The following is a 26,763-nucleotide window of genomic DNA, read 5'->3' on the forward strand; positions in this document are numbered from 1 at the left end:
CCTCATGCTCGCCCTGGAGTCTCCCCATGCGCCGCCTGTTGCTCGCTTTGCCGTTTGCCCTGTTGCCACTGGCCGCCCAGGCCGCTGACGAACACAACCACGATCACGACCATGAACATGGCAGCCTTGGCGCCCATGAGCATGGCGTTGGCCGCCTCAATGCAGCGCTCGATGGCAAGGCCCTGGAACTGGAGCTGGAAAGCCCGGCGATGAACCTGGTGGGGTTCGAGCACCTGGCCACCACCGACGCCGACAAAGCCAAGGTTGCCGCCGCCCGCAAGCAGCTGGAACAACCCCTGGTGCTGTTCAGCCTGCCCAAGGCTGCCGGTTGTGTGGTCAGCACCCAAGAGCTGGAAAGCCCGCTGTTTGGCGACAAGCCAGAAGACGATCATGACCACGCCACCGACGGCAAAGGTGCGGCCGCCCATGACCATGATCACAGCGAAATCCACGCCCACTACCAGTTCACCTGCGCCACCCCTGCCGCGCTGAAAAACCTCGACCTGACGAACCTCTTCAAGACCTTCCCCGCCACCCAGAAAATTCAGGTACAACTGATCAGCCCGGGCGGCCAGCAAGGTGTTGAAGCAACGGCGGCTGCCGCGACCCTGAAATTCTGACCCCACACGGTTGATGTAGGAGCTGGCTTGCCTGCGATGGCATCGGCGCGGTGTCACTGATACACCGCGTCGTCTGCATCGCAGGCAAGCCAGCTCCCACAGGTGACCGCGCTCTGCAGGTGATATTGAGTTCCCATGACCCAAGCACTGATCGAACTGTCCGACCTGGGCTTTAACTGGCCCGGTCACCCCCAGTTACTGGAGATCCCGGCGTTTCGCCTGGAGCCGGGGGAAACCCTGTTCCTCAAGGGCCCCAGCGGCAGCGGCAAAACCACCCTGCTCGGCCTGCTGGGCGGGGTGCAGACACCCAGTCGCGGCAGCATCCGCCTGCTGGGCCAGGAATTGACCGACTTGTCGGCCGGCGCCCGCGATCGGTTCCGGGTCGACCACACCGGCTATATCTTCCAGCAGTTCAACCTGCTGCCGTTTCTCTCGGTCCGCGAAAACGTCGAACTGCCTTGCCACTTCTCCAAGCTGCGGGCGCAGCGGGCGATCCAGCGCCATGGCAGTGTCGACCAGGCCGCCGCGACCCTGCTCGCGCACCTGGGCCTCAAGGACCCGGACTTGCTCGGGCGCCGTGCCGATGCGCTGTCCATCGGCCAGCAACAACGGGTGGCCGCCGCCCGGGCCTTGATCGGCCAACCGGAACTGGTGATCGCCGACGAGCCGACCTCGGCCCTGGACCACGATGCCCGGGAAGCCTTCCTTCAACTGTTGTTCGCCGAATGCCGCGAGGCGGGCGCCAGCCTGTTGTTCGTCAGCCATGACCAGAGCTTGGCTTCGCTGTTCGACCGCAACCTGTCGCTGGCCGAACTCAATCGCGCCGCCGCGCCGCTCGAGGTTTGAGATGTATTTGTTCCGTCTAGCCATGGCCAGCCTGGCAAACCGCCGCTTTACCGCGATCCTCACCGCCTTCGCCATCGCCCTGTCGGTGTGCCTGCTGTTGGCGGTGGAGCGCGTGCGTACCGAGGCCCGCGCCAGCTTTGCCAGCACCATCAGCGGCACCGACCTGATCGTCGGCGCCCGCGCAGGCTCGGTCAACCTGCTGTTGTACTCGGTATTTCGCATCGGCAACGCCACCAACAACATCCGCTGGGACAGCTTCGAGCACTTTGCCGCCAGCCCACAGGTGAAATGGGCAATCCCCATGTCCCTCGGCGACTCCCATCGCGGCTACCGGGTGATGGGCACCACCCAAGCCTACTTCGAGCACTACCAGTACGGCCGCAAGCAGAACCTGCAACTGGCCAGTGGCCGTGCGTTTGATAGCGACCCGTTTGAAGTGGTGCTCGGCGCCGAAGTGGCCGACGCCCTGCATTACAAACTCGGCGACAAGCTGGTGCTGGCCCATGGCGTGGCGGTGGTCAGCCTGGTCAAGCACGATGACAAACCGTTCACCGTGGTCGGCATTCTGCAACGCACCGGCACCCCGGTGGACCGCACGTTGCACATCAGCCTCGGCGGCATGGAAGCGATCCATATCGACTGGCACAACGGCGTGCCCGCCCAGGGCAAGGGCCGGGTCAGTGCCGACCAGGCGCGCAATATGGACCTCACGCCGCAAGCCATCACCGCGTTTATGCTGGGGCTGAACAACAAGATTTCGACCTTTGCCCTACAACGGCAGATCAACGAGTTCCGTGGCGAGCCGATGCTGGCGATCCTGCCGGGCGTGGCCTTGCAAGAGCTGTGGAGCATGATGGGCACCGCCGAAAAGGCGCTGTTCGTGATCTCGCTGTTTGTGGTGCTGACCGGCTTGATCGGCATGCTCACGGCGATCCTCACCAGCCTCAATGAGCGCCGTCGGGAAATGGCGATCCTGCGTTCGGTGGGCGCACGACCGTGGCACATTGCAAGCCTGCTGATTTTCGAGGCCTTTGCCCTGGCACTGGCCGGGGTGGTTGCGGGGGTTGGCCTGCTGTACGTATGCATCGCCGCGTCCCGTGGCTATCTACAGGCCAATTACGGCCTGGACCTGCCACTGGCGCTGCCCAGCCCGTATGAATGGACGCTGCTCGCCGGTATCCTGATCGCCGCCCTGCTGATGGGCAGCGTGCCGGCCTGGCGCGCCTATCGACAATCGTTGGCCGATGGCCTGTCGATCCGTTTATGAGGAAGGCTTTGATGCGCCGTGCCCTGCTTGCGCTGTTATTGATGGTGGCCGTGCCCGCCTGGGCCGCCGAGCCCCGAGACTTGTCGTGGCAGGAAATGATTCCGCCGGATGCCCCAGTGGAGGTGCCCAATATGACGCCGCTGCACGACCTGTCGAACATGGCCGACGCCCTGTCGGCGGAGGCCGCGCCAGCGGCCAGGCAGGACTTGCCCAATGCACCGGTGGTGGCCCAGTTGAACGGCCAGCATATCCGCCTGCCGGGTTATATCGTGCCGCTGGAAGTCAGCGAGGAAGGCCGCACCACTGAGTTCCTGCTGGTGCCGTACTTCGGCGCCTGCATTCATGTGCCGCCCCCGCCGTCGAACCAGATCGTGCATGTCAGGAGCGAGATCGGCGTGAAGCTGGAGGAGCTGTACCAGCCGTACTGGATCGAGGGGCAGATGCAGGTCAAGCCGTCCACCAGCGAACTGGCGGATGCGGGCTATCAGATGGAAGCCGAGAAGATTTACATCTACGAGTTGCCGGACTGACACCTGTCGATAAGCGGTGTATTTGGCTGATCACCGTTTCATTGAGCTGAGTCAAAGGCCCAAGTGCAGCGATCTTTACCATTGGACATAGCCAACTAAAAACGTCCTTTGGAGCCACCCATGCACAAGTCACTGCTTAGCGCTTCCCTCTTCGCGCTCGCACTCGCCGCCCCTCTCGCCCACGCCCACGAGGCTGGCGACATCCTCGTTCGCGCCGGTGCCATCACCGTTAACCCAAAGGCCGACAGCGGCAGCGTCAAGGTTGACCAGGGCCCATTGGCCGGCACCAACCTGGGCGGCAAGGCGACCATGAGCAGCGACACGCAACTGGGCCTCAACTTCGCCTATATGCTGACCAACCACGTCGGTATCGAACTGCTGGCCGCCACGCCGTTCGAGCATGATGTGAAGATCAAGAACACCGCCCTCGGCGCCGCCAACGGCAAGCTCGGTAGCCTCAAGCAGCTGCCGCCGACCCTGAGCGTCGTGTACTACCCGCTGGACAGCAAGTCGGCGTTCCAGCCTTACGTCGGTGCGGGTATCAACTACACTTGGATCTATGACGAACACGTCAGCAGCCGCGCCCAGGGCGAAGGCTTCAGCAACTTCAAGGCCGAGAACTCCTGGGGCTGGGCGGCGCAGATCGGTATGGACTACATGATCAACGACAAGTGGATGATCAACGGTCAGGTGCGCTACATCGACATCAGCACCAAGGCCACCGTCGACAACAACGCCCTGGCGGCGGGCACCCGCGCCAAGGTCAATGTGGACGTGGATCCGATGGTCTACATGGTCGGTATCGGCTACAAGTTCTAAACCCGGCTTAATAAACGCCACAAAACAATGTGGGAGCTGGCTTGTGTGGGGGCTGGCTTGCCTGCGATAGCATCGCCTCGGTGTCTTTGATAGACCGAGGTGTCTGCATCGCAGGCAAGCCAGCGCCTACATAAGCCGGGCTCCCACATTTTTTTGTTCCGTCAGCTAGTGATGCCGGTAGAAGCGGTCGAGCAACGCCGGCAGTCCCGCACGCCACGCCCGTGGCTTGATGCCGAATGTATGCAGGATCTTCTTACAGGCCAGCACTGCATGCTGTGGCTCGTCGGCGGCATCCGGCCGGGCGGCGTGGGCCTGGGCTGTCGGCGCTTCGACCGCCAGCGCATGGAAGGTGCGCGCTTCGGTGAGGATCGCCTGGCCCAGCGCCACGGGGGTGGTCGCCTCTTGCCCGGCGTAATGGTAGGTGCCCCACAGCGGCGCCGCACAATCGAGTTGCTTGAGCACCGAGATAATCACCCGTGCCGCATCGTCCACCGGTGTCGGGTTGCCGCGCCGGTCATCGGCCAGCAGCAAGGGCTCGGGTTGCTCGGCACGGGCCAGGAAACGCCCGAGCGCGCCATCGATACTGTCATCAAGCAGCCAGCCAAAGCGCAGTAGCACATGTTGCGGGCAGGTGGCGCGCACGCTCTGTTCAATGCGCCACAACGCCTGGCCACGCAGGCCCAGGGGCACTGGTTCGTCTTTTTCGCTGTAGGCGGTGGCGCGCGAGCCATCGAACACCCGGTAGCTGGACGGTTGCAGCAGCGTGATGTTGTGGTGTTGGCACAGTTCCGCCAGGCGCTCGACGGCAGACTCCTGCCCGGCCAGGCGGGCCTCGTTCACGCTCTCGGCCTGGAACCAGTCGAAATAGTAGGCGAGGTTGATCAAGGCGTCGGGACGGGTGTCGTCGAGCAATTGGGTAAGGCTGGCGGCATCCCAGCCGTCTTGGGGCGGGCGCGGCGCGAGGAAACCGATATCTTCCTCCGCACCAAGGCGAATCAGCGCTTGCCCGAGGGCATTCCCGCCGCCCAGTAACATAAGGCGCATTCGCATAGATTGAGCAGGCCCGGTCTGTTTGGAACGATGGCTATTATCGACAGGCATGGATGCCATGCCGTTGGTATTGGCCAGAATCGTTGCATTTTGCGGGTTTGTAGCGCAACCGTCACTTACTAAGTAGTCGCTCAATCAAGGCTTTTTGCAGGAGCGAGGCGCAGGCCGTCAGGGACACCGGGCCACTCGATAATTCAGGCAGGTGCTTTCACCCCAAACCGATTGCGATAATCGCTGGGCGCAAGGCCGGTAATTTTCTTGAAGATGGCGCGAAAGGCGCTCGGGTCTTGGTAACCCACGGTCCAGGCAATCTGATCAATGGTGGTATTGGTGAACTCCAGCATCTGCCGTGCCTTGCCGACCCGCAGGTGCTGGCAATATTCGGTGGGTTTCAAGCCGGTGGCGTTGCGAAAACGCCGTAGGAAAGTGCGCTCTTCCAGGCCGGCCGCCTGGGCCATCGCCGTAAGGGAGACATCCACCGCACCACTGGCCTGCAACGCGTGCTGGACCTTGAGGATCGCCCCGTCGCCATGGCTGAGGATCGGCGCAAAATTGCTGCCGCACTGGCTGGCGCTGTCGCTGTGTGCAATCACCAGAAAGCGCGCGGTGTCGGCGGCGATGCTTGGGCCCATAAGGCGCTCGACCAAGCGCAGGCCCAGTTCGGACCAGGCCATCAGCCCGGCGGTGGTGATCAGGTCGCCATCATCGACCATCGGCTTGTCGGCCTCCAGGCGTACCGCAGGAAAACGGCTGGCGAAGGTGTTGGCCGAAGACCAGTGGGCGGTGGCCCTGCGCCCATCGAGCAAACCGCTGCGCGCCAGCATGATCGAACCGATGCACACGCCCCCCAGTACCGTGCCGGCGGCATGTTGCAGGCGCAGCCAGTGCAGCAGCGCGGGCGGCGCCTGCTCTTCGCAAAACTCGCCAATCGACGGCGGCACCAGCACGGCCATCAATGGTTGATCGGGGCCAGGCTGGCTGTCGAAGCTGCGAACAGGCGTACCATCGCCATTGACCTGCCAGTGGCTGACACGTAACAAGGGCAACTGCCGGCTCTGATGCTCGGCGGCAATGCGATTGGCGACGCCAAACAGGTCGGTCAACCCATGCACAGCGGCCATCTGCGCGCCGTGATAAATCAGCACGCCGAGCTCGATGATCGAGCGTTCCACAGCCATTGTCAGTTTTCCCCCTGTTATTGTCGGTACGGCCAATCCCCGTGCCACGCGCCAGCCACGATACTGGGCGCATCAACCCCTCACGAGAAAATACCCATGGCCAAGCAAGCACTTATCCTAATCGATATCCAGAACGACTACTTCCCCCACGGCAAGTGGCCATTGACCGGCGTGGAAGCCGCGGCCGACAAGGCGCAGCAGGTGCTCCAGGCATTTCGCCAGGCCGGCGACGCGGTGATCCACGTGCGCCATGAGTTCACCTCGGCAGATGCGCCCTTCTTCACCCCAGGCTCCGAAGGCGCGCACATACATGCCCAGGTGCGGAACGAAAACGACGAGCCGGTGGTGCTCAAGCATTTTGTAAATGCGTTTCGCCAAACCAACCTGCGCGAGTTGCTGGAACAACGCAGCATCACCGACCTGGTGGTAGTCGGCAGCATGAGCCATATGTGCATCGACGCAGTGGTTCGGGCAGCGGCGGACTATGGCTACAACGTCACGGTGATCCACGACGCCTGCGCCACTCGCGACCTGGAGTTCAATGGCAAGACCATTGCCGCAGCCCAGGTGCATGATGCCTACATGGCATCGCTGGCATTCGCCTATGCCAGCGTGGTGTCAGCGGATGAGTTCCTGAAGGCCTGACGGCGGGCTGTCAGCGCGTAGCGATAATGAACAGCCGTGGAAACGGCAGCAACACCGTGCCATCGGCCAGGGCGGGATAAGCCTCGCGGATGCGCGCCAGGTAGGCGTCGAGGAAGGCGCCTTTCTCGACCTCCTCCAGCGGTGCGAGGAATGGCCGCAGTCCCGTGCCCTTGAACCACTCCACCACCGCCTCATGGCCGCTGAGCGGGTGGTAATAGGTGGTGTGCCATACATCGACGGTGCTGCAATGTTTGCTCAACAATTCGTAGTAATAACTCGCCGGGTGACGCGCCTCATGTTTGACCGCGCCGATCTTGCCCGCCCACGGCCCTTGCGCGGCCACCTCACGGGCCAGGCGGTGGGCGGGTTCGTTGAGGTTGTCCGGGGTTTGCACCGCCAGCGTCCCGCCCGGCGTCAACTGCGCCACCAGGTGCGGGTAGAGGGTGGCGTGGTCCGGCACCCATTGCAGCGAGGCATTGGCCAGGATCACATCAAACGGTTGCGCAGGCTTCCAGGCACCGATATCGGCCAATTCAAAGTTGAGTGCCGGCAACCGCTCACGGGCGCTGGCCAGCATGTCCGGCGAGCTGTCCAGGCCAGTGATCGTCGCCCGGGGGAAACGCTCGGCCAGCACCTCGGTGGAGTTGCCCGGGCCACACCCCAGATCGACCGCAGTACGCACCTCACCCGTAGGGATAGCAGCCACCAGGTCGCGGACGGGACGGGTGCGCTGTTGTTCAAACATCGAATACTGCTGGGCAGACCAGGTCATCGGGGTTTCCTTCTTGGGCAAGGGAATGCACTACAGCCTAAATCTTGTGGCGCATGGGGACAAATGCCAGAGCTGAGGGATTTTTCTCCTGCAAGCAAGCCCCCCGAAGTGAATGCCATCGTTTTTTGTTGCCGCAGGATAACCTCTTGGCCGCCGGTGTACCCGGTGCTGGCAGTACGCAATATGTTTTTACACAAACCTCACCTCCGCTCAATCTCGGACCGCTGCTTGTTCAGGCGGCGGAGCAAAATCCGGCCCTGGGGTGCGCGTTCAACCTGTTGGACACTGAGTTCGAGTTTCAAGGGCTTCTGAGTGAATGGCTTAACCCGTAGTTTTGGTCTCATCACGACCGAGAACACGGTCGCCAGATAACACCATTTCCCTCAAGAGGCTGAAAAAATGAGCTTACCTACCGATAAAACCCTGAGCTATGACCCACTGACTGCTGATAACGCCGCACTGATCCTGGTCGACCATCAAGTTGGACTCATAGCCGGGGTCCGGGACTACTCGATCGGTGAGCTGAAACACAATGTCGTGGCATTAGCCAAAGCGGCCAAGGCGCTTAACCTGCCAATTGTGGTCACGACCACAGCACGGGACAGCTTGTGGGGGCCCACCTTCCCTGAGCTGGTCGACGCCTTGCCAGGCATCGAAATTATCGACCGCTCATCAGTCAACGCCTATGACGACGAACGTGTCGCGCAGGCCATTGAAGCCACCGGGCGCAAGAAACTGATCTTCGCCGGGGTATCCCTTGAGGTCTGCGCAGCCTTTCCGGCCATGACCGCCGTAGCCCGGGGCTACGATGCCTATGTGGCAGTCGATGCATCCGGCACGTTCAGCGACACCAAGCGTCAGGCCGGTCTGCTGCGCATGATGCAAGCGGGCGTGATCCCGTCCGACTACGCCAGCTTGATGGTGGAAATCCTCAAGGACAATGCCCGACCAGAAGCAGAGACTGTCTATGGTGCTATCGACATGCCATGGGCCACGCTGGTCGGGCAGATATACACTGCTTCTCGCCGCTAAAACCTCTTCATCGGGTCACTGGATCAGCCTGCAATATCCCGGCACAATCCCTCCTCAGCGTCCAATCAGACGAACAATGAGGTGATGAGTGCTGGATCTCAATGACTTCTTTTTCTTTGTGCAGGTGGTCGACCGGGGCGGATTCACCGCTGCCGGTCGAATCTTGCAGATGCCAAAATCCACCCTCAGTCACCGCATTCAGCGACTTGAAAACAATCTGGGCGTTCGCCTGCTCAACCGGACCTCACGCAAATTCGGGATGACCGACGCCGGAGCGGATTTCTACCAGCATGCCGTCGCCATGCTGCGTGAGGCTGAGCTGGCCGAGAGCACGATCCGGCATCGCCTGACCGAACCGAGTGGCACGATTCGCTGCACGGCGGGCAACGCGATAATGCAATACGTCATGTCGGAAATTATTGCCGACTTCCTCACCCAGTATCCCAACGTCAATATTGTTTCCCTCGCGGCCAACCGGACCGTCGACATCGTCGGTGAAAACTACGATGTCGCTGTGCGCGCTCATTCCGCCCCGTTGCCCGACTCTGACCTGGTACAGCACACACTTGCGCCGGCCCCCTGGTTCCTGTTTGGCGGAGCCCGTTATCTGGACGCCAACGGTGAGCCCCAGACCCCTCAGGACCTGCACAAACACCCCACGCTGTTCATGGCCCGGCCCGGTGCAGTGCCAATATGGCGCTTGCGCCACGCCCATCACGCGAACGAAGAAGCAGTCATACCGCTGGAGCCGAGGCTGCAAAGCGACGACATCACCGGTTTGCAGCAGGCAGCCATCAGCGGCCTGGGTATCGTGGCCTTGCCGGGTTATATCTGCCAGGCAGCTGTGCGGTCTGGAGCCTTGCGACGCGTACTGCCACAATGGCTGGCGGGCGATTCGACCATCACCGCGCTCATTCCTTCTCGGCAAGGACTCTTGCCTTCAGTACGCGCGTTTCTCGATCACCTGGCCCGAGAATTCCCGAAAAAGGTCTTGATGTAGATCGTCCATTGCCTTGGACGCTGAATCCTGAAATGGACGGCTTCTCGGTTTCCGGGTTCGCCTCTAGATTGCCCCCCAACAGGACACCAATCAGAGGGCCGTATCATGAATCACATCACCAGGCTTGAACCCGACACACTCGCCAGCCCACGACTGGGTCAGATCGTCTCGGGTGTCACTCACACCATCGGCGAAGGCTTCACCGCTCTGCATTTCTCTGAGGACATGTTTGCCACCCGTATGGACCCGCTGCTTATGGTGGACCACTTCGTCATGACCGCGCCCACTTTCGCACCGCATCTTCATGCCGGGATTTCTGCCGTCACGGTGATGTTCGAGGATTCAGAAGGCAACTTGCTGAACCGTGACACCCTGGGGCACAACCTCGCACTCAAAGCTGGTGACCTGTACTGGCTGGCAGCCGCGAGTGGCGCGGTTCACGAGGAAGTCCCTGAAGCAAATGCTCGCACCCATGCTCTGCAAGTGTTCGTTAATCTCCCGAGCCATCTCAAGCTGACACCCGCGCGTACGCTTCATGTACCGGCACAACAGGTACCGATCATTCAGGCACCCGGACACCGCGTTCGGGTGGTACTGGGACGCAGTGGCGATGTCATCGGAGCGGAGGGCACGCCAGAGCCGCTAACCTTGCTCGACGGTTCCCTGCAAGCCGACGGCGTATTTGCTCATACGCTTGCTGAAGGCTTTCAAGCCTGGATTTATGCAGTCAGCGGTACATTGACGGTTCACTGCAATGCAGAGGAGCAGAGCATACCCGCGGGCCACTCCACAACCGTGAGCGCTGGCGCGCAAGTCGAACTAAGGATGACTTCGAGCGAACCGTGCCACTTCGTGCTCATCGCTGGCAGCCCCATCGGTGAACCTTTCATCAAATACGGCCCTCTGGTGATGACAACCGAGGAAGACATCCGTCGCACTCTCGTCAAATACGCCAAAGGCGGCTTCGGACAAATCCCGAGCTGACACACTCTCTAAGCCGCCCTCGGGCGTCCTGCAGATACGCGGCCATCGCTGGTTGCGCTGGCGCAATAAAAAAGCCCCGGATGCTTATGCACCGGGGCTTTCAGGGTAAAACTTTACATCAAGTATCTGAGCCGTATCCTAGAACGGAATATCGTCATCAAAGCTGTCGAAGTCGGCTGCTGGCTGCGGTGCCGCCTGCTGTGGCGCTGGACGCGACTCACGCTGTGGCTGCTGGCTTGGCTGCGGACGGGACTGCTGTGGACGCGGTGCCGAGTTGGACATGCCGCCCTGGCCCTGTTGGTCGCCCTGTGGACGGCCGCCCAGCAGTTGCATGGTGCCTTGCATGTCGACCACGATTTCTGTGGTGTAACGCTTGATGCCGTCTTTTTCCCACTCGCGGGTCTGCAGTTTGCCTTCGATGTAGACCTGCGAACCTTTGCGCAAGTATTCACCGGCGATCTCTGCAACCTTGCCGAACATCGACACACGGTGCCATTCGGTTTTCTCGACCTTCTGGCCGGTCTGCTTGTCGGTCCACTGTTCGCTGGTCGCCAGACTCAGGTTGGTCACGGCGTTACCGTTAGGCAAGTAGCGAACTTCGGGATCCTGGCCGCATGTACCGACCAATATGACTTTGTTAACCCCACGGGCCATAACGTTCTCCTAGGCTGGGCGCGCTGTCGGCACTGGGTTTACCAGTTGCTCGAGCGTCGCGCGATCCAATAGTTCGGTGTCCAATTTGATGTAAATGGCCGCCTCTTCCGCGACCACGACTGCATCTGTTACCCCTACGACGGCCTTCAGGCGCTCGACCAGACCGCTTTCACGGATCGCCTCGGGCGATAGCGGCAAACGCAGACTTGTGACGTAGGGAGGTTCGCGCATGGTAACAGCAAAGACCAGCCAAAGTGCAGCCAGCCCGGCACATCCGAGGAACACAACCGACAAACCGCCATGCTGGAACATCCAGCCGCCCATGATGCCGCCCAGCGCCGAGCCGAGGAACTGGCTGGTGGAATACACCCCCATGGCCGTGCCCTTGCCGCCGGCCGGTGAAACTTTACTGATCAGCGAAGGCAGTGACGCCTCCAGCAGGTTGAACGCGGTGAAAAACACCACCGTGCCGATTACCAGCGCCCGTAGGCTGTCGCCGAACTGCCAGAAGAATAGTTCAGTGAGCATCAATGTCGCGACGGCGCCGAGCAAAACTCGTTTCATTTTGCGTTTCTTCTCGCCGTAGATGATGAACGGGATCATGGCGAAGAACGAAATCAGCAACGCGGTCAGGTACACCCACCAGTGCTCCTCCTTGGGCAACCCGGCTTTTTCCACCAGCGCCAGGGGCAAGGCGACGAAACTGCACATCAACATCGCGTGCAATACGAAGATACCTAAATCCAAGCGCAGCAGGTCCGGGTGCTTGAGCGTCGGGAGCAGCGCCTGCTTCGCCACACCCGACTCGCGGTGCTGCAGCGGCCCGGTGGAGCGCGGCACCATAAAGGCCACGACCAGGATGCCGAACAGCGCCATGCCGCCGGTGGCCAGGAACAAGCCGTGCAAGCCAAAGGCGCGGGTCAGCAGGGGGCCGACCACCATGGCCACGGCAAACGACAAGCCGATGGTCATGCCAATCATGGCCATGGCCTTGGTGCGATGTTGTTCGCGGGTCAGGTCCGACAGCAGCGCCATCACCGCCGCGGAAATCGCCCCGGCACCTTGCAGGATGCGCCCGGCGATCACGCCCCAGATCGAATCGGCATTGGCTGCCAACACGCTGCCCAGGGCGAAGACGATCAGCCCCAGGTAGATCACCGGCCGGCGGCCAATGCGGTCGGAAATGATCCCGAACGGGATCTGGAAAATCGCCTGGGTCAGGCCATAGGCACCAATCGCCAGGCCGATCAGGGCCGGGGTCGCGCCGGCGAGGTCCATGCCATAGGTCGCCAGCACCGGCAACACCATAAACATACCCAGCATACGGAAGGCGAACACCAGGGCCAGACCGCTTGCCGCTCGGGTCTCGCCGCTACTCATGCGTTCGCTGTGGGGATCGTGCATGGAAAAACCTCGTGTGAACCGGCGGCGATTCTACCAGTCCCATCGATTGAGAGGGTATATGCGGCGCTTTGCCGCGTGGCTTTCATGTCAGGCTGCAAGCGGCCTTTTGGCAGTGTATATTCATCCAGTCTTTAGCCGTATACTCCTGCATTATTTACGCCCGCCGTGCGAGGCCATCTTGGACAAGATCCTGATTCGTGGGGCTAGAACCCACAACCTGAAGAACATCGACCTGACCCTGCCCCGGGACAAACTGATTGTCATCACCGGCTTGTCCGGGTCCGGCAAGTCATCACTGGCGTTCGATACGCTGTATGCCGAAGGTCAGCGGCGTTATGTGGAGTCGCTGTCGGCTTATGCCCGGCAGTTCCTGTCGATGATGGAAAAGCCTGATGTCGACACCATTGAAGGCCTGTCGCCAGCCATTTCCATCGAACAGAAGTCCACCTCCCACAACCCGCGCTCCACCGTGGGCACCATCACCGAAATCTACGATTACCTGCGCTTGCTGTACGCACGCGTCGGCATCCCGCGCTGCCCGGATCACGACATCCCCCTGGAAGCCCAGACCGTCAGCCAGATGGTCGACCTGGTGCTGGCCCAGCCGGAAGGCGCCAAGCTGATGCTGCTGGCCCCGGTGATTCGCGAGCGCAAGGGCGAGCACTTGTCGGTCTTTGAAGAGCTGCGCGCCCAGGGTTTTGTCCGCGCCCGCATCAACGGCAAGCTGTATGAGTTGGATGAAGCGCCGAAGCTGGATAAACAGAAGAAGCACACCATCGATGTAGTGGTCGACCGGTTCAAGGTGCGCGCCGATCTGCAGCAACGCCTGGCGGAGTCGTTCGAGACCGCATTGAAGCTGGCGGATGGTATCGCCCTGATGGCGCCGATGGACGACGAGCCGGGCGAAGAGATCATCTTCTCCGCGCGCTTTGCCTGCCCGATCTGCGGCCATGCCATCAGCGAGCTGGAGCCCAAGCTGTTCTCCTTCAACAACCCGGCCGGCGCCTGCCCGACCTGTGATGGCCTGGGGGTCAAGCAGTTCTTCGATATCAAGCGCCTGGTCAATGGCGACCTGACGCTGGCGGAGGGCGCAATACGCGGCTGGGACCGACGCAATGTGTATTACTTCCAGATGCTCGGGTCGTTGGCCGCCCACTATAAATTCAGCCTGGAAGTGCCGTTCAACGAGTTGCCGGCCGAGCAACAGAAAGTCATCCTGCATGGCAGCGGCTCGCAGAACGTCGACTTCAAGTACCTCAATGACCGTGGCGATATCGTCAAGCGCTCCCACCCGTTCGAGGGCATCGTGCCTAACCTGGAACGGCGCTACCGGGAAACCGAGTCGGCCAGCGTGCGCGAGGAGTTGGCCAAGTTCCTCAGCACCCAGCCCTGCCCGGATTGCCGCGGCACCCGCTTGCGTCGCGAAGCCCGCCACGTATGGGTCGGCGAGAAGACCCTGCCGGCGGTGACCAACCTGCCGATCGGCGATGCCTGCGAATACTTCGGCGTACTGAAGCTGACCGGGCGCCGCGGCGAGATTGCCGACAAGATCCTCAAGGAAATCCGCGAGCGCCTGCAGTTCCTGGTCAACGTGGGCCTGGACTACCTGTCCCTGGATCGCAGTGCCGACACCCTGTCCGGCGGCGAGGCCCAGCGCATTCGCCTGGCCAGCCAGATCGGTGCCGGCCTGGTGGGCGTGCTGTACATCCTCGACGAACCCTCCATCGGCCTGCATCAGCGCGACAACGATCGCTTGCTGGGCACGCTCAAGCACCTACGGGATATCGGCAACACGGTGATCGTGGTCGAGCATGATGAGGATGCCATTCGCCTGGCGGACTACGTCGTCGATATCGGCCCCGGTGCGGGCGTGCATGGCGGCCATATTGTTGCCCAGGGCACACCGGCCGAAGTCATGGCCCACCCGGACTCATTGACCGGCAAATACTTGTCTGGCCGGGTGAAAATCGAAGTGCCGGTCAAACGTACGCCACGTAACAAAAAACAGGCGCTGCACCTCAAGGGCGCGCGCGGCAACAACCTGCGCAATGTCGATCTGGAAATCCCTCTGGGCCTGCTGACCTGCGTGACCGGTGTATCCGGCTCAGGCAAGTCGACGCTGATCAACAACACCCTGTTCCCCCTCAGCGCCACCGCATTGAACGGTGCCACCACCCTGGAAGCTGCCGCCCATGACAGCATCAAGGGCCTGGAGCTGCTGGACAAGGTGGTGGATATCGACCAGAGCCCGATTGGTCGTACCCCCCGCTCCAACCCGGCGACCTATACCGGGCTGTTCACGCCCATACGCGAACTGTTTGCCGGCGTGCCGGAGTCCCGCTCCCGGGGTTATGGGCCTGGGCGTTTCTCCTTCAACGTCAAGGGCGGGCGCTGCGAGGCGTGCCAGGGCGACGGCTTGATCAAGGTCGAGATGCACTTTTTGCCGGACATCTACGTGCCGTGCGATGTGTGCAAGAGCAAGCGCTACAACCGCGAAACCCTGGAGATCAAATACAAGGGCAAGAACATCCATGAAACCCTCGAGATGACCATCGAGGAAGCGCGGGTGTTCTTTGATGCAGTGCCAGCCCTGGCACGCAAGCTCCAGACCCTGATGGACGTGGGCTTGTCGTATATCAAGCTAGGGCAGTCGGCGACTACGCTGTCCGGTGGTGAGGCGCAGCGGGTGAAGCTGTCCCGCGAGCTGTCCAAGCGCGATACCGGCAAGACCCTGTATATCCTCGATGAGCCGACCACCGGTTTACACTTCGCGGATATCCAGCAATTGCTCGACGTACTGCATCGTTTGCGCGACCACGGCAATACCGTAGTGGTGATCGAGCACAACCTGGATGTGATCAAGACAGCCGACTGGCTGGTGGACCTGGGGCCGGAAGGCGGTTCCAAGGGTGGGCAGATTATTGCGGTGGGTACGCCGGAGCAGGTTTCGGAGATGCCGCAGTCCCACACTGGCTACTATCTGAAGCCGTTGCTGGCGCGCGACCGGGCCTGAGTTTTCGGGCCCAACAAAAAGCCCCTGTCACCGCTACGGTGACAGGGGCTTTTTTATGCCGGCGGAATCAGAACTGCGATTGCAGGTAGTTTTCCAGGCCGATCAACTTGATCAGACCCAACTGCTTTTCCAGCCAATAAGTGTGATCTTCTTCGGTATCGTTCAACTGTACGCGCAGGATTTCCCGGGTCACATAGTCGTTGTGCTTTTCGCAAAGCTCAATGCCCTTGCAGAGCGCAGCGCGAACCTTGTATTCCAGGCGCAAGTCGCTGGCGAGCATCTCAGGCACGGTGGTGCCGGTATCCAGGTCGTCAGGACGCATACGCGGCGTGCCTTCGAGCATCAGGATACGGCGCATCAGTGCGTCGGCGTGCTGTGCCTCTTCTTCCATTTCGTGGTTGATACGCTCGTAGAGCTCGGTAAAGCCCCAGTCTTCGTACATACGCGAGTGGATGAAATATTGGTCACGAGCTGCCAGTTCGCCCGTCAGCAACGTGTTGAGGTAATCGATTACGTCGGGGTGACCTTGCATCGCCCTACATCTCCCTGCTTGAAAGGCTGTAGTTTGAACCAAGCGGACCCGCAGGTCACGGGATGAACGGCATAAAAGTGAAGTTTTTCGGAGAAAAGTAGCTGAAATAACGCAAAAACCGCCCAAATGAGGGCGGTTCTGCTTATCACTTAGAGTTAGTTAAGCGATACACCCAGTGCCGTTGCGATCCCTTCTCCATAAGCCGGATCGGCCTTGAAGAAGTGCTGCAACTGACGCTGAACCACATCGCTGGAAACACCCGCCATCGCACCGGCGATGTTGTTGATCAACAGCGCTTTTTGCTCAGCATTCATCAGGCGGAACAACGCACCGGCGTGGCTGTAGTAGTCAGTGTCTTCGCGGTGATCGTAGCGATCCGCCACACCACTGAGGGCCAGGGCAGGTTCTGCGTACTGCGGAGCCTGTTTGGGCGCATCGCTGTAGCTGTTGGGCTCGTAGTTGGGAGCCGCGCCACCGTTGCTGCCAAACGCCATGGAGCCATCGCGCTGGTAGTTGTTGACCGGGCTGCGCGAAGCATTCACCGGCAGGTGCTGGTGGTTGGTACCAATACGATAGCGGTGTGCGTCAGCGTAAGCGAACACGCGACCTTGCAGCATGCGATCCGGCGACAAACCGACACCAGGCACCATGTTGCTTGGACCGAACGCGGCCTGCTCCACTTCGGCGAAGTAGTTCTGCGGGTTGCGGTTCAACTCCAGTTCCCCCACTTCAATCAGCGGGAATTCTTTCTGCGACCAGGTTTTGGTCACGTCGAAAGGGTTCTCGTAATGAGCGTTGGCCTGGGCCTCGGTCATGATCTGGATGCACACCCGCCATTTTGGGAAGTCACCGCGCTCAATGGCCTCGAACAGATCGCGCTGGGCTTAATCCGGGTCGGTGCCGGCAAGGCGTGCAGCATCGGCAGGCGCCAGGTTCTTGATGCCTTGCTTGGTCTTGTAGTGCCACTTGACCCAGTGACGCTCACCCTTGGCGCTGATCAGGCTGTAGGTGTGACTACCAAAGCCGTGCATATGACGATAGCCGTCCGGGATGCCACGGTCCGAGAACAAGATGGTGACCTGGTGCAGCGCCTCAGGCGAATGCGACCAGAAGTCCCACTTCATCTGCGCACTTTTCAGATTGCTTTGCGGCAAACGCTTTTGGGTGTGGATAAAGTCCGGGAATTTCAGCGGGTCACGGATGAAGAAGATCGGGGTGTTATTGCCCACGATGTCCCAGTTCCCTTCTTCGGTGTAGAACTTCAGGGCGAAACCACGTGGGTCGCGCTCAGTATCAGCCGAGCCGCGCTCACCGCCGACTGTCGAGAAACGCAAGAAGGTCGGAGTCTGCTTGCCAACCGCTTCAAACAGTTTGGCACTGGTGTAGCGGGTGATGTCTTTGGTCACCGTGAATGTGCCATACGCGCCCGAGCCTTTGGCGTGTACACGACGCTCTGGGATGTTTTCACGGTTGAAGTGGGCAAGCTTCTCGAGCAGGTGAAAATCGTCGAGCAGCAGCGGGCCACGCGGGCCAGCGGAACGGGAGTTCTGGTTATCCGCGACGGGAGCACCGCTGGCGGTTGTAAGGGTTTTATTCTGGCTCATGCTCAATCTCCTCAGGTCAGTCATGGAACTGCCGGCTAATCGGCTTGGAGAGAGTATTGACCAGGAAGATGACACCATCAAATTTATTAAATCATGCACATCGATAGTTAATTACTAACGAAATTCTGATTCAAATAGCCAAAGCCAAACAGGCCACTGGCCGTGGAACCGGTATTGGTACATTTGCTAAAGATTCCTTGGGGGCTCAGAAATAATTTTTAGGTACCCGAACTCATATACTCAGGCCCCACCCCAGAAAAGTCATGGCACACAATGATGAAAATAAATTTGATGGGATTGATGTTCTTAACCTTCAGTATTCCGGCTCTGGCAGCTCCTGCAGCCCCGTCCATTGACGTCACATTCGGTAAGCCTACCCATATCCACCACCTGACCTATCAGAAGCTTTATGACGCCAAACCCTTCAAGGAAGCGACGCTTTATTACTATGAGAATGGGTTATACAAAATCATTTCTCCGGGTGAAGAGCACTATGGCGTCTATGTCGTGAAAGGCTCCTTCGCAGATCAAGACTACGCCATCAGTTATATCTCACTCCCCTCAGAGGACTGGTACGGAAATGTGGCGCTGCATGACCTGACATTTAATGCCAAGACCGGCATCTTCGGACAGCAAGCTCACATCCCCAGCGACCAGAACATCCCCAAGCAGGACGGCACCTTCCTGCTCGAGAAGAATCAGGAAGCGGACCCTCGTTCGATCAAGTGGCCTGTTGCCGCTCGACAATAAGCATCATCCCCACAACCGGATGCTTTTCCATCGCCCACAAAAAACCGGGCACTAGGCCCGGTTTTTCGTAGCAGACTGTCGTCTTACTCGGCGGATACAGCTTCGCCAGCAGTAGCACGATCAACCAACTCGACGTACGCCATAGGCGCGTTGTCGCCAGTGCGGAAACCGCACTTGAGGATGCGCAGGTAGCCACCCTCACGGGTAGCATAACGCTTGCCCAGGTCGTTGAAGAGCTTACCAACGATAGCTTTCGAGCGAGTACGGTCGAAAGCCAAACGGCGGTTAGCCAGGCTGTCTGTCTTGGCCAAAGTGATCAGCGGCTCAGCAACGCGACGCAGTTCTTTGGCTTTCGGCAGTGTAGTTTTGATCAGCTCGTGCTCGAACAGCGACACCGCCATGTTTTGAAACATGGCCTTGCGGTGCGAGCTGGTACGGCTCAGGTGACGACCACTTTTACGATGACGCATGGTTCATTCCTTACCAAACTCACGTTCGGTGATTACGACGATCAGGCAGTCGCCTTGTCGTCCTTCTTAAGACTTGCAGGCGGCCAGTTGTCGAGGCGCATGCCGAGGGACAGACCGCGGGAGGCCAGAACGTCCTTGATTTCAGTCAAGGATTTCTTGCCCAGGTTCGGAGTCTTCAACAGTTCTACTTCGGTACGCTGAATCAGGTCACCGATGTAGTAAATGTTTTCCGCCTTAAGGCAGTTAGCCGAACGTACAGTCAGTTCCAGATCGTCAACCGGGCGAAGCAGGATCGGATCGATCTCGTCTTCCTGCTCGATTACCACTGGTTCGCTGTCACCCTTGAGGTCGACGAACGCAGCCAACTGCTGTTGCAGGATGGTTGCAGCGCGGCGAATAGCCTCTTCAGGATCCAGAGTACCGTTGGTTTCCAGATCAATAACCAGCTTGTCCAGGTTAGTACGCTGCTCGACACGGGCGTTTTCCACCACGTATGCGATACGGCGAACCGGGCTGAACGAAGAGTCAAGCTGCAAGCGACCAATGCTGCGGCTTTCGTCTTCATCGCTCTGACGCGAGTCGGCCGGTTCATAACCACGACCACGAGCTACGGTGAGCTTCATGTTCAGGGCGCCGTTAGACGCCAGGTTAGCGATTACGTGATCGGGGTTAACGATCTCGACATCATGATCCAGCTGAATATCGGCAGCGGTAACCACCCCCGAACCCTTCTTCGACAAGGTCAGCGTAACTTCGTCACGGCCGTGCAGCTTGATAGCCAGACCTTTAAGGTTCAACAGGATTTCAATTACGTCTTCCTGTACACCTTCGATGGCGCTGTACTCGTGGAGCACACCGTCAATCTCGGCCTCGACTACTGCACAGCCGGGCATTGAGGACAACAGGATGCGGCGCAGCGCGTTGCCCAGGGTGTGGCCAAAACCACGCTCGAGAGGCTCGAGAGTGATCTTGGCGCGGGTTGGACTGACAACCTGCACATCAATGTGGCGGGGTGTCAGGAACTCATTTACCGAAATCTGCATGGATGCACCTATTTTCTAGCCCTTACTTGGAGTAGAGCTCGACAATCAGGCTTTCGTTGATGTCGGCGGACAGATCACTGCGAGCAGGAACGTTCTTGAAAACGCCCGACTTCTTCTCAGTGTCTACTTCTACCCATTCTACGCGGCCACGTTGGGCACACAGATCGAGAGCTTGGACAATGCGAAGTTGGTTTTTTGCTTTCTCGCGAATCGCGACCACGTCACCAGCACGAACCTGGTAGGACGGGACGTTAACGGTTTGGCCGTTTACGCTGACGGATTTGTGCGATACCAGCTGACGGGATTCGGCACGAGTAGAACCAAAGCCCATACGGTATACAACGTTGTCCAGACGGCATTCGAGCAGTTGCAGCAGGTTTTCACCGGTTGCACCTTTCTTGCCAGCAGCTTCTTTGTAGTAGCCGCTGAACTGACGCTCGAGAACGCCGTAGATACGACGGACCTTCTGCTTTTCACGCAGTTGGGTGCCGTAGTCGGACTGGCGACCGCGGCGTTGGCCGTGGATACCAGGTGCTGCTTCAATGTTGCACTTCGATTCGATCGCGCGCACGCCGCTCTTCAGAAAGAGATCGGTGCCTTCGCGACGAGCGAGTTTGCATTTTGGACCAATGTAACGAGCCATTCTTTACAATCTCCTGGATTACACGCGGCGCTTCTTCGGCGGACGGCACCCGTTGTGCGGGATTGGCGTCACGTCGGTGATGCTGGCGATCTTATAGCCACAGCCGTTCAAAGCACGGACAGCAGACTCACGACCTGGACCTGGACCCTTGACGTTAACGTCGAGGTTTTTCAGGCCATATTCCAGCGCAGCTTGACCAGCACGTTCAGCAGCTACTTGAGCAGCAAACGGGGTGGACTTGCGGGAACCGCGGAAACCCGAACCACCGGAGGTAGCCCAAGAAAGCGCGTTACCTTGACGGTCGGTGATGGTCACGATGGTATTGTTAAAAGACGCATGGATGTGGGCGATGCCATCAACCACTGTCTTTTTAACTTTTTTACGAGGACGAGCAGCAGGTTTTGCCATGATAATTTTCCTGTCGATTCGCTGGGGCGATTACTTGCGGATCGGCTTACGCGGACCTTTACGGGTACGCGCGTTAGTCTTGGTACGCTGACCGCGCACTGGAAGACCACGACGATGACGCAGACCGCGATAGCAACCGAGGTCCATCAAACGCTTGATTTTCATGTTGATTTCGCGACGCAGGTCACCTTCAGTGGTGAACTTCGCCACTTCGCCACGCAGCGATTCAATCTGCTCGTCGCTCAGATCCTTGATCTTAGCGGCTGGGTTTACCCCAGCAACTGCGCAAATTTTCTGCGCAGTAGTGCGACCAACACCATAGATGTAGGTCAGCGAGATAACAGTGTGCTTGTTATCTGGAATGTTAACGCCTGCAATACGGGCCATTCAGTGGGACTCCAATTGACAGCTACCTACGCCCCGGAAGCCAAGAAATAGGGCGCGAGATAATATCGCTGTAATAACAAATAATCAACCCGGCAGCGCACTAGCTGCCGGGCTTCAAGCGGATCACACTCAGCCTTGGCGCTGTTTGTGACGCGGTTCCGCGCTGCAAATTACTCGAACAACACCTTCGCGGCGAATAATCTTGCAGTTACGGCACAGCTTTTTCACCGATGCACGAACTTTCATCACCAACTCCTCGAACCTTATGGGGTACTCAGCGCAACATGCCGCTGCCGTAGCCCTTCAGGTTGGCTTTCTTCATCAGGGATTCGTACTGGTGCGAAACGAGGTGCGATTGTACTTGGGACATGAAGTCCATCACAACCACGACGACGATCAGCAACGAGGTCCCGCCAAGGTAGAACGGAACGTTTGCTGCAACCACCAGGAACTGGGGCAACAAGCACACGGCCGTCATATATAGAGCACCGAACAGGGTCAAACGGGTCAGAACGCCATCAATGTAGCGTGCCGACTGCTCGCCTGGACGAATACCCGGAATAAAGGCACCGGACTTCTTCAGGTTTTCCGCTACGTCTTTCGGATTGAACATCAACGCCGTATAGAAGAAGCAGAAGAAAATAATCCCTGCACTAAACAGCAGAATATTCAACGGCTGACCAGGAGCGATCGACTGCGAGATGTCCTGCAACCAGCCCATACCTTCAGACTGACCGAACCAGGCACCCAACGAAGCCGGAAACAGCAAAATGCTGCTCGCGAAGATAGCAGGAATTACACCGGCCATATTCACTTTCAGCGGCAAGTGGCTGGTCTGCGCGGCGAAGACCTTGCGGCCCTGCTGACGCTTGGCGTAGTGAACAGCAATACGACGCTGGCCACGCTCAATGAACACCACAAAACCGATAATCGCTACTGCCAGCAAACCGATGGCAACCAAGGCGAAGATATTGATATCACCCTGACGTGCAGACTCGAAAGACTGCCCGATTGCCCTCGGAAGACCGGCGACGATACCTGCGAAAATCAACATCGAGATACCGTTGCCAACACCACGCTCAGTAATCTGCTCACCCAGCCACATCATGAACATCGCACCAGCCACAAACGTGGTTACCGCGACGAAATGGAAGCCAAAGTCACCAGTGAACGCTACGCCCTGCCCTGCCAGGCCAATGGACATGCCAATCGCCTGGACAAGAGCAAGAACGACAGTGAGGTAGCGGGTGTACTGGCTAATCTTGCGACGACCAGCTTCACCTTCCTTCTTCAACTGCTCCAGCTGCGGGCTGACGGCGCTCATCAACTGCATGATGATCGATGCCGAAATGTACGGCATGATCCCCAGTGCAAAGATGCTCATCCGCTCCAGCGCGCCGCCGGAAAACATGTTGAACAAGCTAAGAATGGTCCCCTCATTCTGTCGAAACAGGTCTGCGAGTCGGTCCGGGTTGATACCTGGAACCGGGATGTGTGCGCCTATTCGGTAGACGATAATCGCCAGGAACAGAAAACGCAGACGAGCCCAAAGTTCAGACATACCGCCTTTGCCGAGCGCTGAGAGAGCACCTTGCTTAGCCATTTATTCCTCGAACTTGCCGCCAGCTGCTTCGATAGCCGAACGCGCACCTTTGGTGGCGCCGATTCCCTTGCCGATAGTGACAGCGCGAGTCACTTCACCGGACAGCATGATTTTCACACGCTGTACGTTGACGTTGATCACGTTGGCATCTTTCAGGGTCTGCACGGTAACGATGTCGCCTTCCACTTTAGCCAGCTCGGACAAACGCACTTCTGCGCGATCCATGGCCTTCAGGGAAACGAAACCGAACTTCGGCAGGCGACGATGCAGCGGCTGTTGACCGCCTTCAAAGCCTGGAGCGATGGTGCCACCGGAGCGGGAGGTCTGACCTTTGTGGCCACGGCCACCAGTCTTACCCAAACCGCTACCGATACCACGGCCCGGACGATGCTTTTCGCGACGGGAACCCGGCGCTGGACTCAGATCATTGAGTTTCATCGATTAACCCTCGACACGCAGCATGTAGTAAGCCTTGTTGATCATCCCGCGATTCTCGGGAGTATCCTGGACTTCTACAGTGTGACCGATGCGACGCAGACCCAAACCCTTAACGCACAATTTGTGGTTAGGGATGCGGCCGGTCATGCTTTTGATCAGCGTTACTTTAACGGTAGCCATGATCAGAAGATCTCCTTGACGCTTTTGCCACGCTTGGCGGCAATGGATTCAGGAGATTGCATAGCTTTCAAACCCTTGAAAGTGGCGTGAACCACGTTTACAGGGTTAGTCGAGCCGTAGCACTTGGCCAGAACGTTCTGAACGCCAGCAACCTCGAGGACAGCACGCATAGCGCCGCCAGCGATGATACCGGTACCTTCAGAAGCAGGCTGCATGTACACCTTCGAAGCGCCGTGAGCGGACTTCATTGCGTACTGCAGAGTGGTGCCGTTCAGGTCAACTTGGATCATGTTGCGACGAGCAGCTTCCATTGCCTTCTGGATCGCAGCAGGCACTTCACGCGACTTGCCACGGCCGAAGCCAACACGGCCCTTGCCATCACCTACCACGGTCAACGCGGTGAAGGTGAAGATACGGCCGCCTTTAACGGTTTTGGCTACGCGGTTAACTTGAACCAGCTTCTCAATGTAGCCTTCGTCGCGCTTTTGGTCGTTATTTGACATAACTTAGAACTCCAGCCCAGCTTCACGAGCAGCATCAGCCAGCGCTTTAACGCGGCCGTGGTACTTGAAGCCAGAGCGGTCGAAAGCCACTTGCGAGACGCCAGCGGCCTTAGCACGCGTAGCGACCAGCTGGCCAACCTTAGTGGCCGCGTCGATGTTGCCAGTGGCACCATCACGCAGTTCTTTATCCAAAGTCGAGGCGCTTGCCAGGACTTTGTTGCCGTCGGCCGAGATGACCTGGGCGTAGATGTGCTGCGACGAGCGGAACACGCAGAGACGCACGACTTCGAGTTCGTGCATTTTCAGGCGTGCTTTGCGAGCGCGACGCAGTCGAGTAACTTTTTTGTCGGTCATTTGCTATGCCCTACTTCTTCTTGGCTTCTTTACGACGGACGACTTCGTCCGCGTAGCGCACACCTTTGCCTTTGTACGGCTCTGGTGGACGGAAGTCGCGGATCTCGGCAGCCACTTGACCTACCAGCTGCTTATCGATGCCCTTGATCAGGATATCGGTCTGGCTAGGAGTTTCAGCGGTGATGCCTTCCGGCAGTTCGTAATCCACTGGGTGCGAGAAGCCAAGGGCCAGGTTCAAAACCGTGCCTTTTGCTTGCGCTTTGTAACCAACACCGACCAGCTGGAGCTTACGCTCGAAGCCTTGGCTTACGCCTTGGACCATGTTGTTTACCAACGCACGCGTGGTACCGGCCATTGCGCGAGTTTGTTGATCGCCATTGCGAGCAGCGAAACGCAGCTCACCAGCTTCTTCAACGATCTCAACGGACGAATGGATGTTCAGTTCAAGAGTACCCTTGGCACCCTTCACCGAAAGCTGTTGGCCTGCGAATTTTACTTCGACACCGGCTGGCAGCTTAACGGGGTTCTTAGCGACGCGAGACATGCTTATCCCCCCTTAGAACACAGTGCAAAGAACTTCGCCGCCGACACCGGCAGCGCGCGCAGCACGATCCGTCATCACACCTTTGTTGGTGGAGACGATAGACACACCGAGACCGCCACGAACTTTCGGCAGATCTTCAACGGACTTGTACTGACGCAGGCCTGGACGGCTAACGCGCTTCACTTCCTCGATGACCGGACGGCCTTCGAAGTACTTCAGCTCGATGGACAGCAGTGGCTTGATTTCGCTGCTGATCTGATAACCCGCAATGTAGCCTTCGTCTTTCAGGACTTTGGCAACAGCTACCTTCAACGTGGAAGATGGCATGCTTACGACGGACTTTTCAGCCATCTGGGCATTACGGATACGAGTTAGCATGTCCGCTAACGGGTCCTGCATACTCATGGGCTAGACGCTCCTAATACAAAAAAATTAGCCTTGCGGCTACATATGTCACCGAGAATCTCCGGGCATAAAACACACGGGCTCAGGCGAGCCGCGTATTTTAGACACACTCCGGAAATGAAACAAGCCCCAAAAGGGGCTTGTTCCAGTTTCTAGGCCACCGGCGGTCAGTATCTTGCGATCCTGGCCACCGAGACGTCGAAAGTACTTACCAGCTGGCTTTGACCAGACCTGGTACGTCACCACGCATAGCCGCTTCACGCAGTTTGTTACGGCCGAGGCCGAACTTGCGGTAAACGCCGTGTGGACGACCGGTCAGGCGGCAGCGGTTACGCATGCGCGAGGCGCTTGCGTCACGTGGCTGCTTCTGCAGAGCTACTGTAGCTTCCCAACGCGCTTCTGGACTTGCGTTCAGATCAACGATGATAGCTTTCAGTGCTGCACGCTTCTTGGCGTACTTGGCAACCGTGAGCTGACGCTTCAGCTCGCGGTTTTTCATGCTCATCTTGGCCATGGTCCTACTCCAATCAGTTGCGGAACGGGAATTTGAACGCACGCAGCAGAGCGCGGCCTTCATCATCGTTCTTGGCAGTGGTGGTCAGGGTGATGTCCAGACCGCGGAGAGCATCGATCTTGTCGTAGTCGATTTCCGGGAAGATGATCTGCTCTTTCACGCCCATGCTGTAGTTACCACGACCATCGAAGGACTTGGCATTCAGGCCGCGGAAGTCGCGAACCCGAGGCAGGGAGATCGACAGCAGACGATCCAGGAACTCGTACATACGCTCACGGCGCAGAGTCACTTTGACGCCGATCGGCCAACCTTCACGGACTTTAAAGCCAGCGATGGATTTCCGAGCGTAAGTCACAACGACTTTTTGACCGGTGATCTTTTCCAGGTCAGCAACAGCGTGCTCGATGACTTTTTTGTCGCCGATCGCTTCGCCCAGACCCATGTTCAGGGTGATTTTGGTAACGCGCGGAACTTCCATCACGTTCGAAAGCTTAAGTTCTTCCTTAAGCTTCGGAGCGATTTCCTTCCGGTAAATCTCTTTTAGTCGTGCCATGGTCTTATCTACCTAGCA

General features: G+C 58.7%; 32 protein-coding genes and 1 pseudogene. 11 read left to right on the plus strand and 22 right to left on the minus strand.

Annotated features, from left to right (window positions below; all coding sequences use genetic code 11):
* Positions 1-26 precede the first annotated feature (26 nt).
* The 5 genes from AO268_RS17915 to AO268_RS17935 all read left to right on the plus strand — a co-directional run bounded on the left by AO268_RS17915 (position 27) and on the right by AO268_RS17935 (position 4,082).
* Positions 27-620: a DUF2796 domain-containing protein gene (locus AO268_RS17915; RefSeq protein WP_076964108.1), complete on the plus strand. Its 594-nt coding sequence runs from the start codon at positions 27-29 to the stop codon at positions 618-620.
* Positions 621-755: 135 nt separating this feature from the next.
* Complete coding sequence (locus AO268_RS17920; RefSeq protein ID WP_099169428.1) at positions 756-1,466, plus strand: ABC transporter ATP-binding protein; 711 nt, start codon at positions 756-758, stop codon at positions 1,464-1,466.
* Position 1,467: 1 nt separating this feature from the next.
* A complete protein-coding gene (locus tag AO268_RS17925; protein ID WP_099169429.1) occupies positions 1,468-2,733 on the plus strand; it encodes an ABC transporter permease in 1,266 nt (421 codons plus the stop codon).
* Positions 2,734-2,744: 11 nt separating this feature from the next.
* Positions 2,745-3,263, plus strand: a complete 519-nt coding sequence (locus AO268_RS17930; RefSeq protein WP_099169430.1) for a DUF3299 domain-containing protein — start codon at positions 2,745-2,747, stop codon at positions 3,261-3,263.
* 120 nt (positions 3,264-3,383) lie between these two features.
* Entirely contained in the window at positions 3,384-4,082 is a 699-nt protein-coding gene (locus AO268_RS17935; protein WP_076964112.1) for an OmpW/AlkL family protein, read from the plus strand.
* 165 nt (positions 4,083-4,247) lie between these two features.
* Here AO268_RS17935 and AO268_RS17940 read toward each other — a convergent pair whose 3' ends face one another.
* A complete protein-coding gene (locus AO268_RS17940) occupies positions 4,248-5,132 on the minus strand; it encodes a sugar nucleotide-binding protein (protein WP_099169431.1) in 885 nt (294 codons plus the stop codon).
* Positions 5,133-5,326: 194 nt separating this feature from the next.
* A complete protein-coding gene (locus tag AO268_RS17945) occupies positions 5,327-6,310 on the minus strand; it encodes a GlxA family transcriptional regulator (protein ID WP_099169432.1) in 984 nt (327 codons plus the stop codon).
* Between the two features lie 96 nt (positions 6,311-6,406).
* On the opposite strand from AO268_RS17945, the gene AO268_RS17950 reads away from it, so the two are divergent.
* Positions 6,407-6,955 (plus strand): cysteine hydrolase family protein, encoded by a 549-nt coding sequence (locus tag AO268_RS17950; protein ID WP_076964115.1) that lies wholly within the window; start codon positions 6,407-6,409, stop codon positions 6,953-6,955.
* A gap of 10 nt (positions 6,956-6,965) precedes the next feature.
* On the opposite strand, the gene tam is transcribed toward AO268_RS17950, so the two are convergent.
* Positions 6,966-7,727, minus strand: a complete 762-nt coding sequence (gene tam, locus AO268_RS17955; RefSeq protein ID WP_099169433.1) for a trans-aconitate 2-methyltransferase — start codon at positions 7,725-7,727, stop codon at positions 6,966-6,968.
* Between the two features lie 399 nt (positions 7,728-8,126).
* On the opposite strand from tam, the gene AO268_RS17960 reads away from it, so the two are divergent.
* The 3 genes from AO268_RS17960 (at position 8,127) to AO268_RS17970 (ending at position 10,743) form a co-directional block, all read left to right on the plus strand.
* The gene (locus AO268_RS17960; protein ID WP_099169434.1) at positions 8,127-8,759 is read left to right on the plus strand and encodes an isochorismatase family protein; all 633 of its coding nucleotides are present in this window, start codon (positions 8,127-8,129) and stop codon (positions 8,757-8,759) included.
* Between the two features lie 88 nt (positions 8,760-8,847).
* A complete protein-coding gene (locus AO268_RS17965) occupies positions 8,848-9,759 on the plus strand; it encodes a LysR substrate-binding domain-containing protein (protein ID WP_099169435.1) in 912 nt (303 codons plus the stop codon).
* A gap of 105 nt (positions 9,760-9,864) precedes the next feature.
* On the plus strand, positions 9,865-10,743 hold the full coding sequence (locus AO268_RS17970) for a pirin family protein (protein ID WP_076964119.1): 879 nt from the start codon (positions 9,865-9,867) through the stop codon (positions 10,741-10,743).
* Positions 10,744-10,881: 138 nt separating this feature from the next.
* Here the strand turns inward: AO268_RS17970 and AO268_RS17975 are convergent, their stop codons facing one another.
* On the minus strand, positions 10,882-11,397 hold the full coding sequence (locus AO268_RS17975) for a single-stranded DNA-binding protein (protein WP_017849542.1): 516 nt from the start codon (positions 11,395-11,397) through the stop codon (positions 10,882-10,884).
* Between the two features lie 9 nt (positions 11,398-11,406).
* Positions 11,407-12,801, minus strand: a complete 1,395-nt coding sequence (locus AO268_RS17980; RefSeq protein WP_076964120.1) for an MFS transporter — start codon at positions 12,799-12,801, stop codon at positions 11,407-11,409.
* A 178-nt stretch (positions 12,802-12,979) separates the two neighbouring features.
* On the opposite strand from AO268_RS17980, the gene uvrA reads away from it, so the two are divergent.
* Positions 12,980-15,814, plus strand: coding sequence for an excinuclease ABC subunit UvrA (gene uvrA, locus AO268_RS17985; protein ID WP_099169436.1), 2,835 nt, complete (start codon positions 12,980-12,982; stop codon positions 15,812-15,814).
* A gap of 67 nt (positions 15,815-15,881) precedes the next feature.
* On the opposite strand, the gene bfr is transcribed toward uvrA, so the two are convergent.
* Positions 15,882-16,346 (minus strand): bacterioferritin, encoded by a 465-nt coding sequence (gene bfr / locus AO268_RS17990; RefSeq protein ID WP_029299402.1) that lies wholly within the window; start codon positions 16,344-16,346, stop codon positions 15,882-15,884.
* Positions 16,347-16,501: 155 nt separating this feature from the next.
* Positions 16,502-17,950, minus strand: a pseudogene (locus AO268_RS17995) (catalase).
* Between the two features lie 276 nt (positions 17,951-18,226).
* Between AO268_RS17995 and AO268_RS18000 the strand changes: the two are divergent.
* Entirely contained in the window at positions 18,227-18,700 is a 474-nt protein-coding gene (locus AO268_RS18000) for a hypothetical protein (protein ID WP_076964123.1), read from the plus strand.
* A gap of 83 nt (positions 18,701-18,783) precedes the next feature.
* On the opposite strand, the gene rplQ is transcribed toward AO268_RS18000, so the two are convergent.
* From rplQ to rplE, 15 genes are all read right to left on the minus strand, one after another.
* Positions 18,784-19,170: a 50S ribosomal protein L17 gene (gene rplQ, locus AO268_RS18005; protein ID WP_007918448.1), complete on the minus strand. Its 387-nt coding sequence runs from the start codon at positions 19,168-19,170 to the stop codon at positions 18,784-18,786.
* 41 nt (positions 19,171-19,211) lie between these two features.
* On the minus strand, positions 19,212-20,213 hold the full coding sequence (locus AO268_RS18010; protein ID WP_003176403.1) for a DNA-directed RNA polymerase subunit alpha: 1,002 nt from the start codon (positions 20,211-20,213) through the stop codon (positions 19,212-19,214).
* Between the two features lie 22 nt (positions 20,214-20,235).
* Positions 20,236-20,856, minus strand: coding sequence for a 30S ribosomal protein S4 (gene rpsD / locus AO268_RS18015; RefSeq protein WP_003210056.1), 621 nt, complete (start codon positions 20,854-20,856; stop codon positions 20,236-20,238).
* Positions 20,857-20,874: 18 nt separating this feature from the next.
* Entirely contained in the window at positions 20,875-21,264 is a 390-nt protein-coding gene (gene rpsK, locus AO268_RS18020) for a 30S ribosomal protein S11 (protein WP_002555466.1), read from the minus strand.
* 30 nt (positions 21,265-21,294) lie between these two features.
* Positions 21,295-21,651 (minus strand): 30S ribosomal protein S13, encoded by a 357-nt coding sequence (gene rpsM, locus AO268_RS18025; protein WP_076964124.1) that lies wholly within the window; start codon positions 21,649-21,651, stop codon positions 21,295-21,297.
* 129 nt (positions 21,652-21,780) lie between these two features.
* Entirely contained in the window at positions 21,781-21,897 is a 117-nt protein-coding gene (rpmJ, locus tag AO268_RS18030; protein ID WP_002555468.1) for a 50S ribosomal protein L36, read from the minus strand.
* Between the two features lie 28 nt (positions 21,898-21,925).
* Positions 21,926-23,254, minus strand: a complete 1,329-nt coding sequence (gene secY / locus AO268_RS18035; RefSeq protein WP_053125863.1) for a preprotein translocase subunit SecY — start codon at positions 23,252-23,254, stop codon at positions 21,926-21,928.
* Positions 23,255-23,692, minus strand: coding sequence for a 50S ribosomal protein L15 (rplO, locus tag AO268_RS18040; protein WP_003176407.1), 438 nt, complete (start codon positions 23,690-23,692; stop codon positions 23,255-23,257).
* Between the two features lie 3 nt (positions 23,693-23,695).
* A complete protein-coding gene (rpmD, locus tag AO268_RS18045) occupies positions 23,696-23,872 on the minus strand; it encodes a 50S ribosomal protein L30 (RefSeq protein WP_003176408.1) in 177 nt (58 codons plus the stop codon).
* 2 nt (positions 23,873-23,874) lie between these two features.
* On the minus strand, positions 23,875-24,375 hold the full coding sequence (gene rpsE, locus AO268_RS18050) for a 30S ribosomal protein S5 (protein WP_003186035.1): 501 nt from the start codon (positions 24,373-24,375) through the stop codon (positions 23,875-23,877).
* 3 nt (positions 24,376-24,378) lie between these two features.
* Positions 24,379-24,729, minus strand: a complete 351-nt coding sequence (gene rplR / locus AO268_RS18055) for a 50S ribosomal protein L18 (protein WP_003186037.1) — start codon at positions 24,727-24,729, stop codon at positions 24,379-24,381.
* A gap of 10 nt (positions 24,730-24,739) precedes the next feature.
* Positions 24,740-25,273 carry a 50S ribosomal protein L6 gene (gene rplF, locus AO268_RS18060; RefSeq protein WP_003176412.1) on the minus strand — a complete coding sequence of 178 codons (534 nt, stop codon included), beginning with the start codon at positions 25,271-25,273 and terminating at the stop codon, positions 24,740-24,742.
* Positions 25,274-25,285: 12 nt separating this feature from the next.
* Entirely contained in the window at positions 25,286-25,678 is a 393-nt protein-coding gene (rpsH, locus tag AO268_RS18065; protein ID WP_017848802.1) for a 30S ribosomal protein S8, read from the minus strand.
* A 208-nt stretch (positions 25,679-25,886) separates the two neighbouring features.
* Complete coding sequence (gene rpsN, locus AO268_RS18070) at positions 25,887-26,192, minus strand: 30S ribosomal protein S14 (protein WP_003176414.1); 306 nt, start codon at positions 26,190-26,192, stop codon at positions 25,887-25,889.
* A gap of 13 nt (positions 26,193-26,205) precedes the next feature.
* Positions 26,206-26,745 carry a 50S ribosomal protein L5 gene (gene rplE, locus AO268_RS18075; RefSeq protein WP_003210069.1) on the minus strand — a complete coding sequence of 180 codons (540 nt, stop codon included), beginning with the start codon at positions 26,743-26,745 and terminating at the stop codon, positions 26,206-26,208.
* Between the last annotated feature and the right edge of the window lie 18 nt (positions 26,746-26,763).

This window comes from Pseudomonas sp. ICMP 8385 (genome assembly GCF_002699915.1).
GTDB lineage: Bacteria > Pseudomonadota > Gammaproteobacteria > Pseudomonadales > Pseudomonadaceae > Aquipseudomonas > Aquipseudomonas gessardii.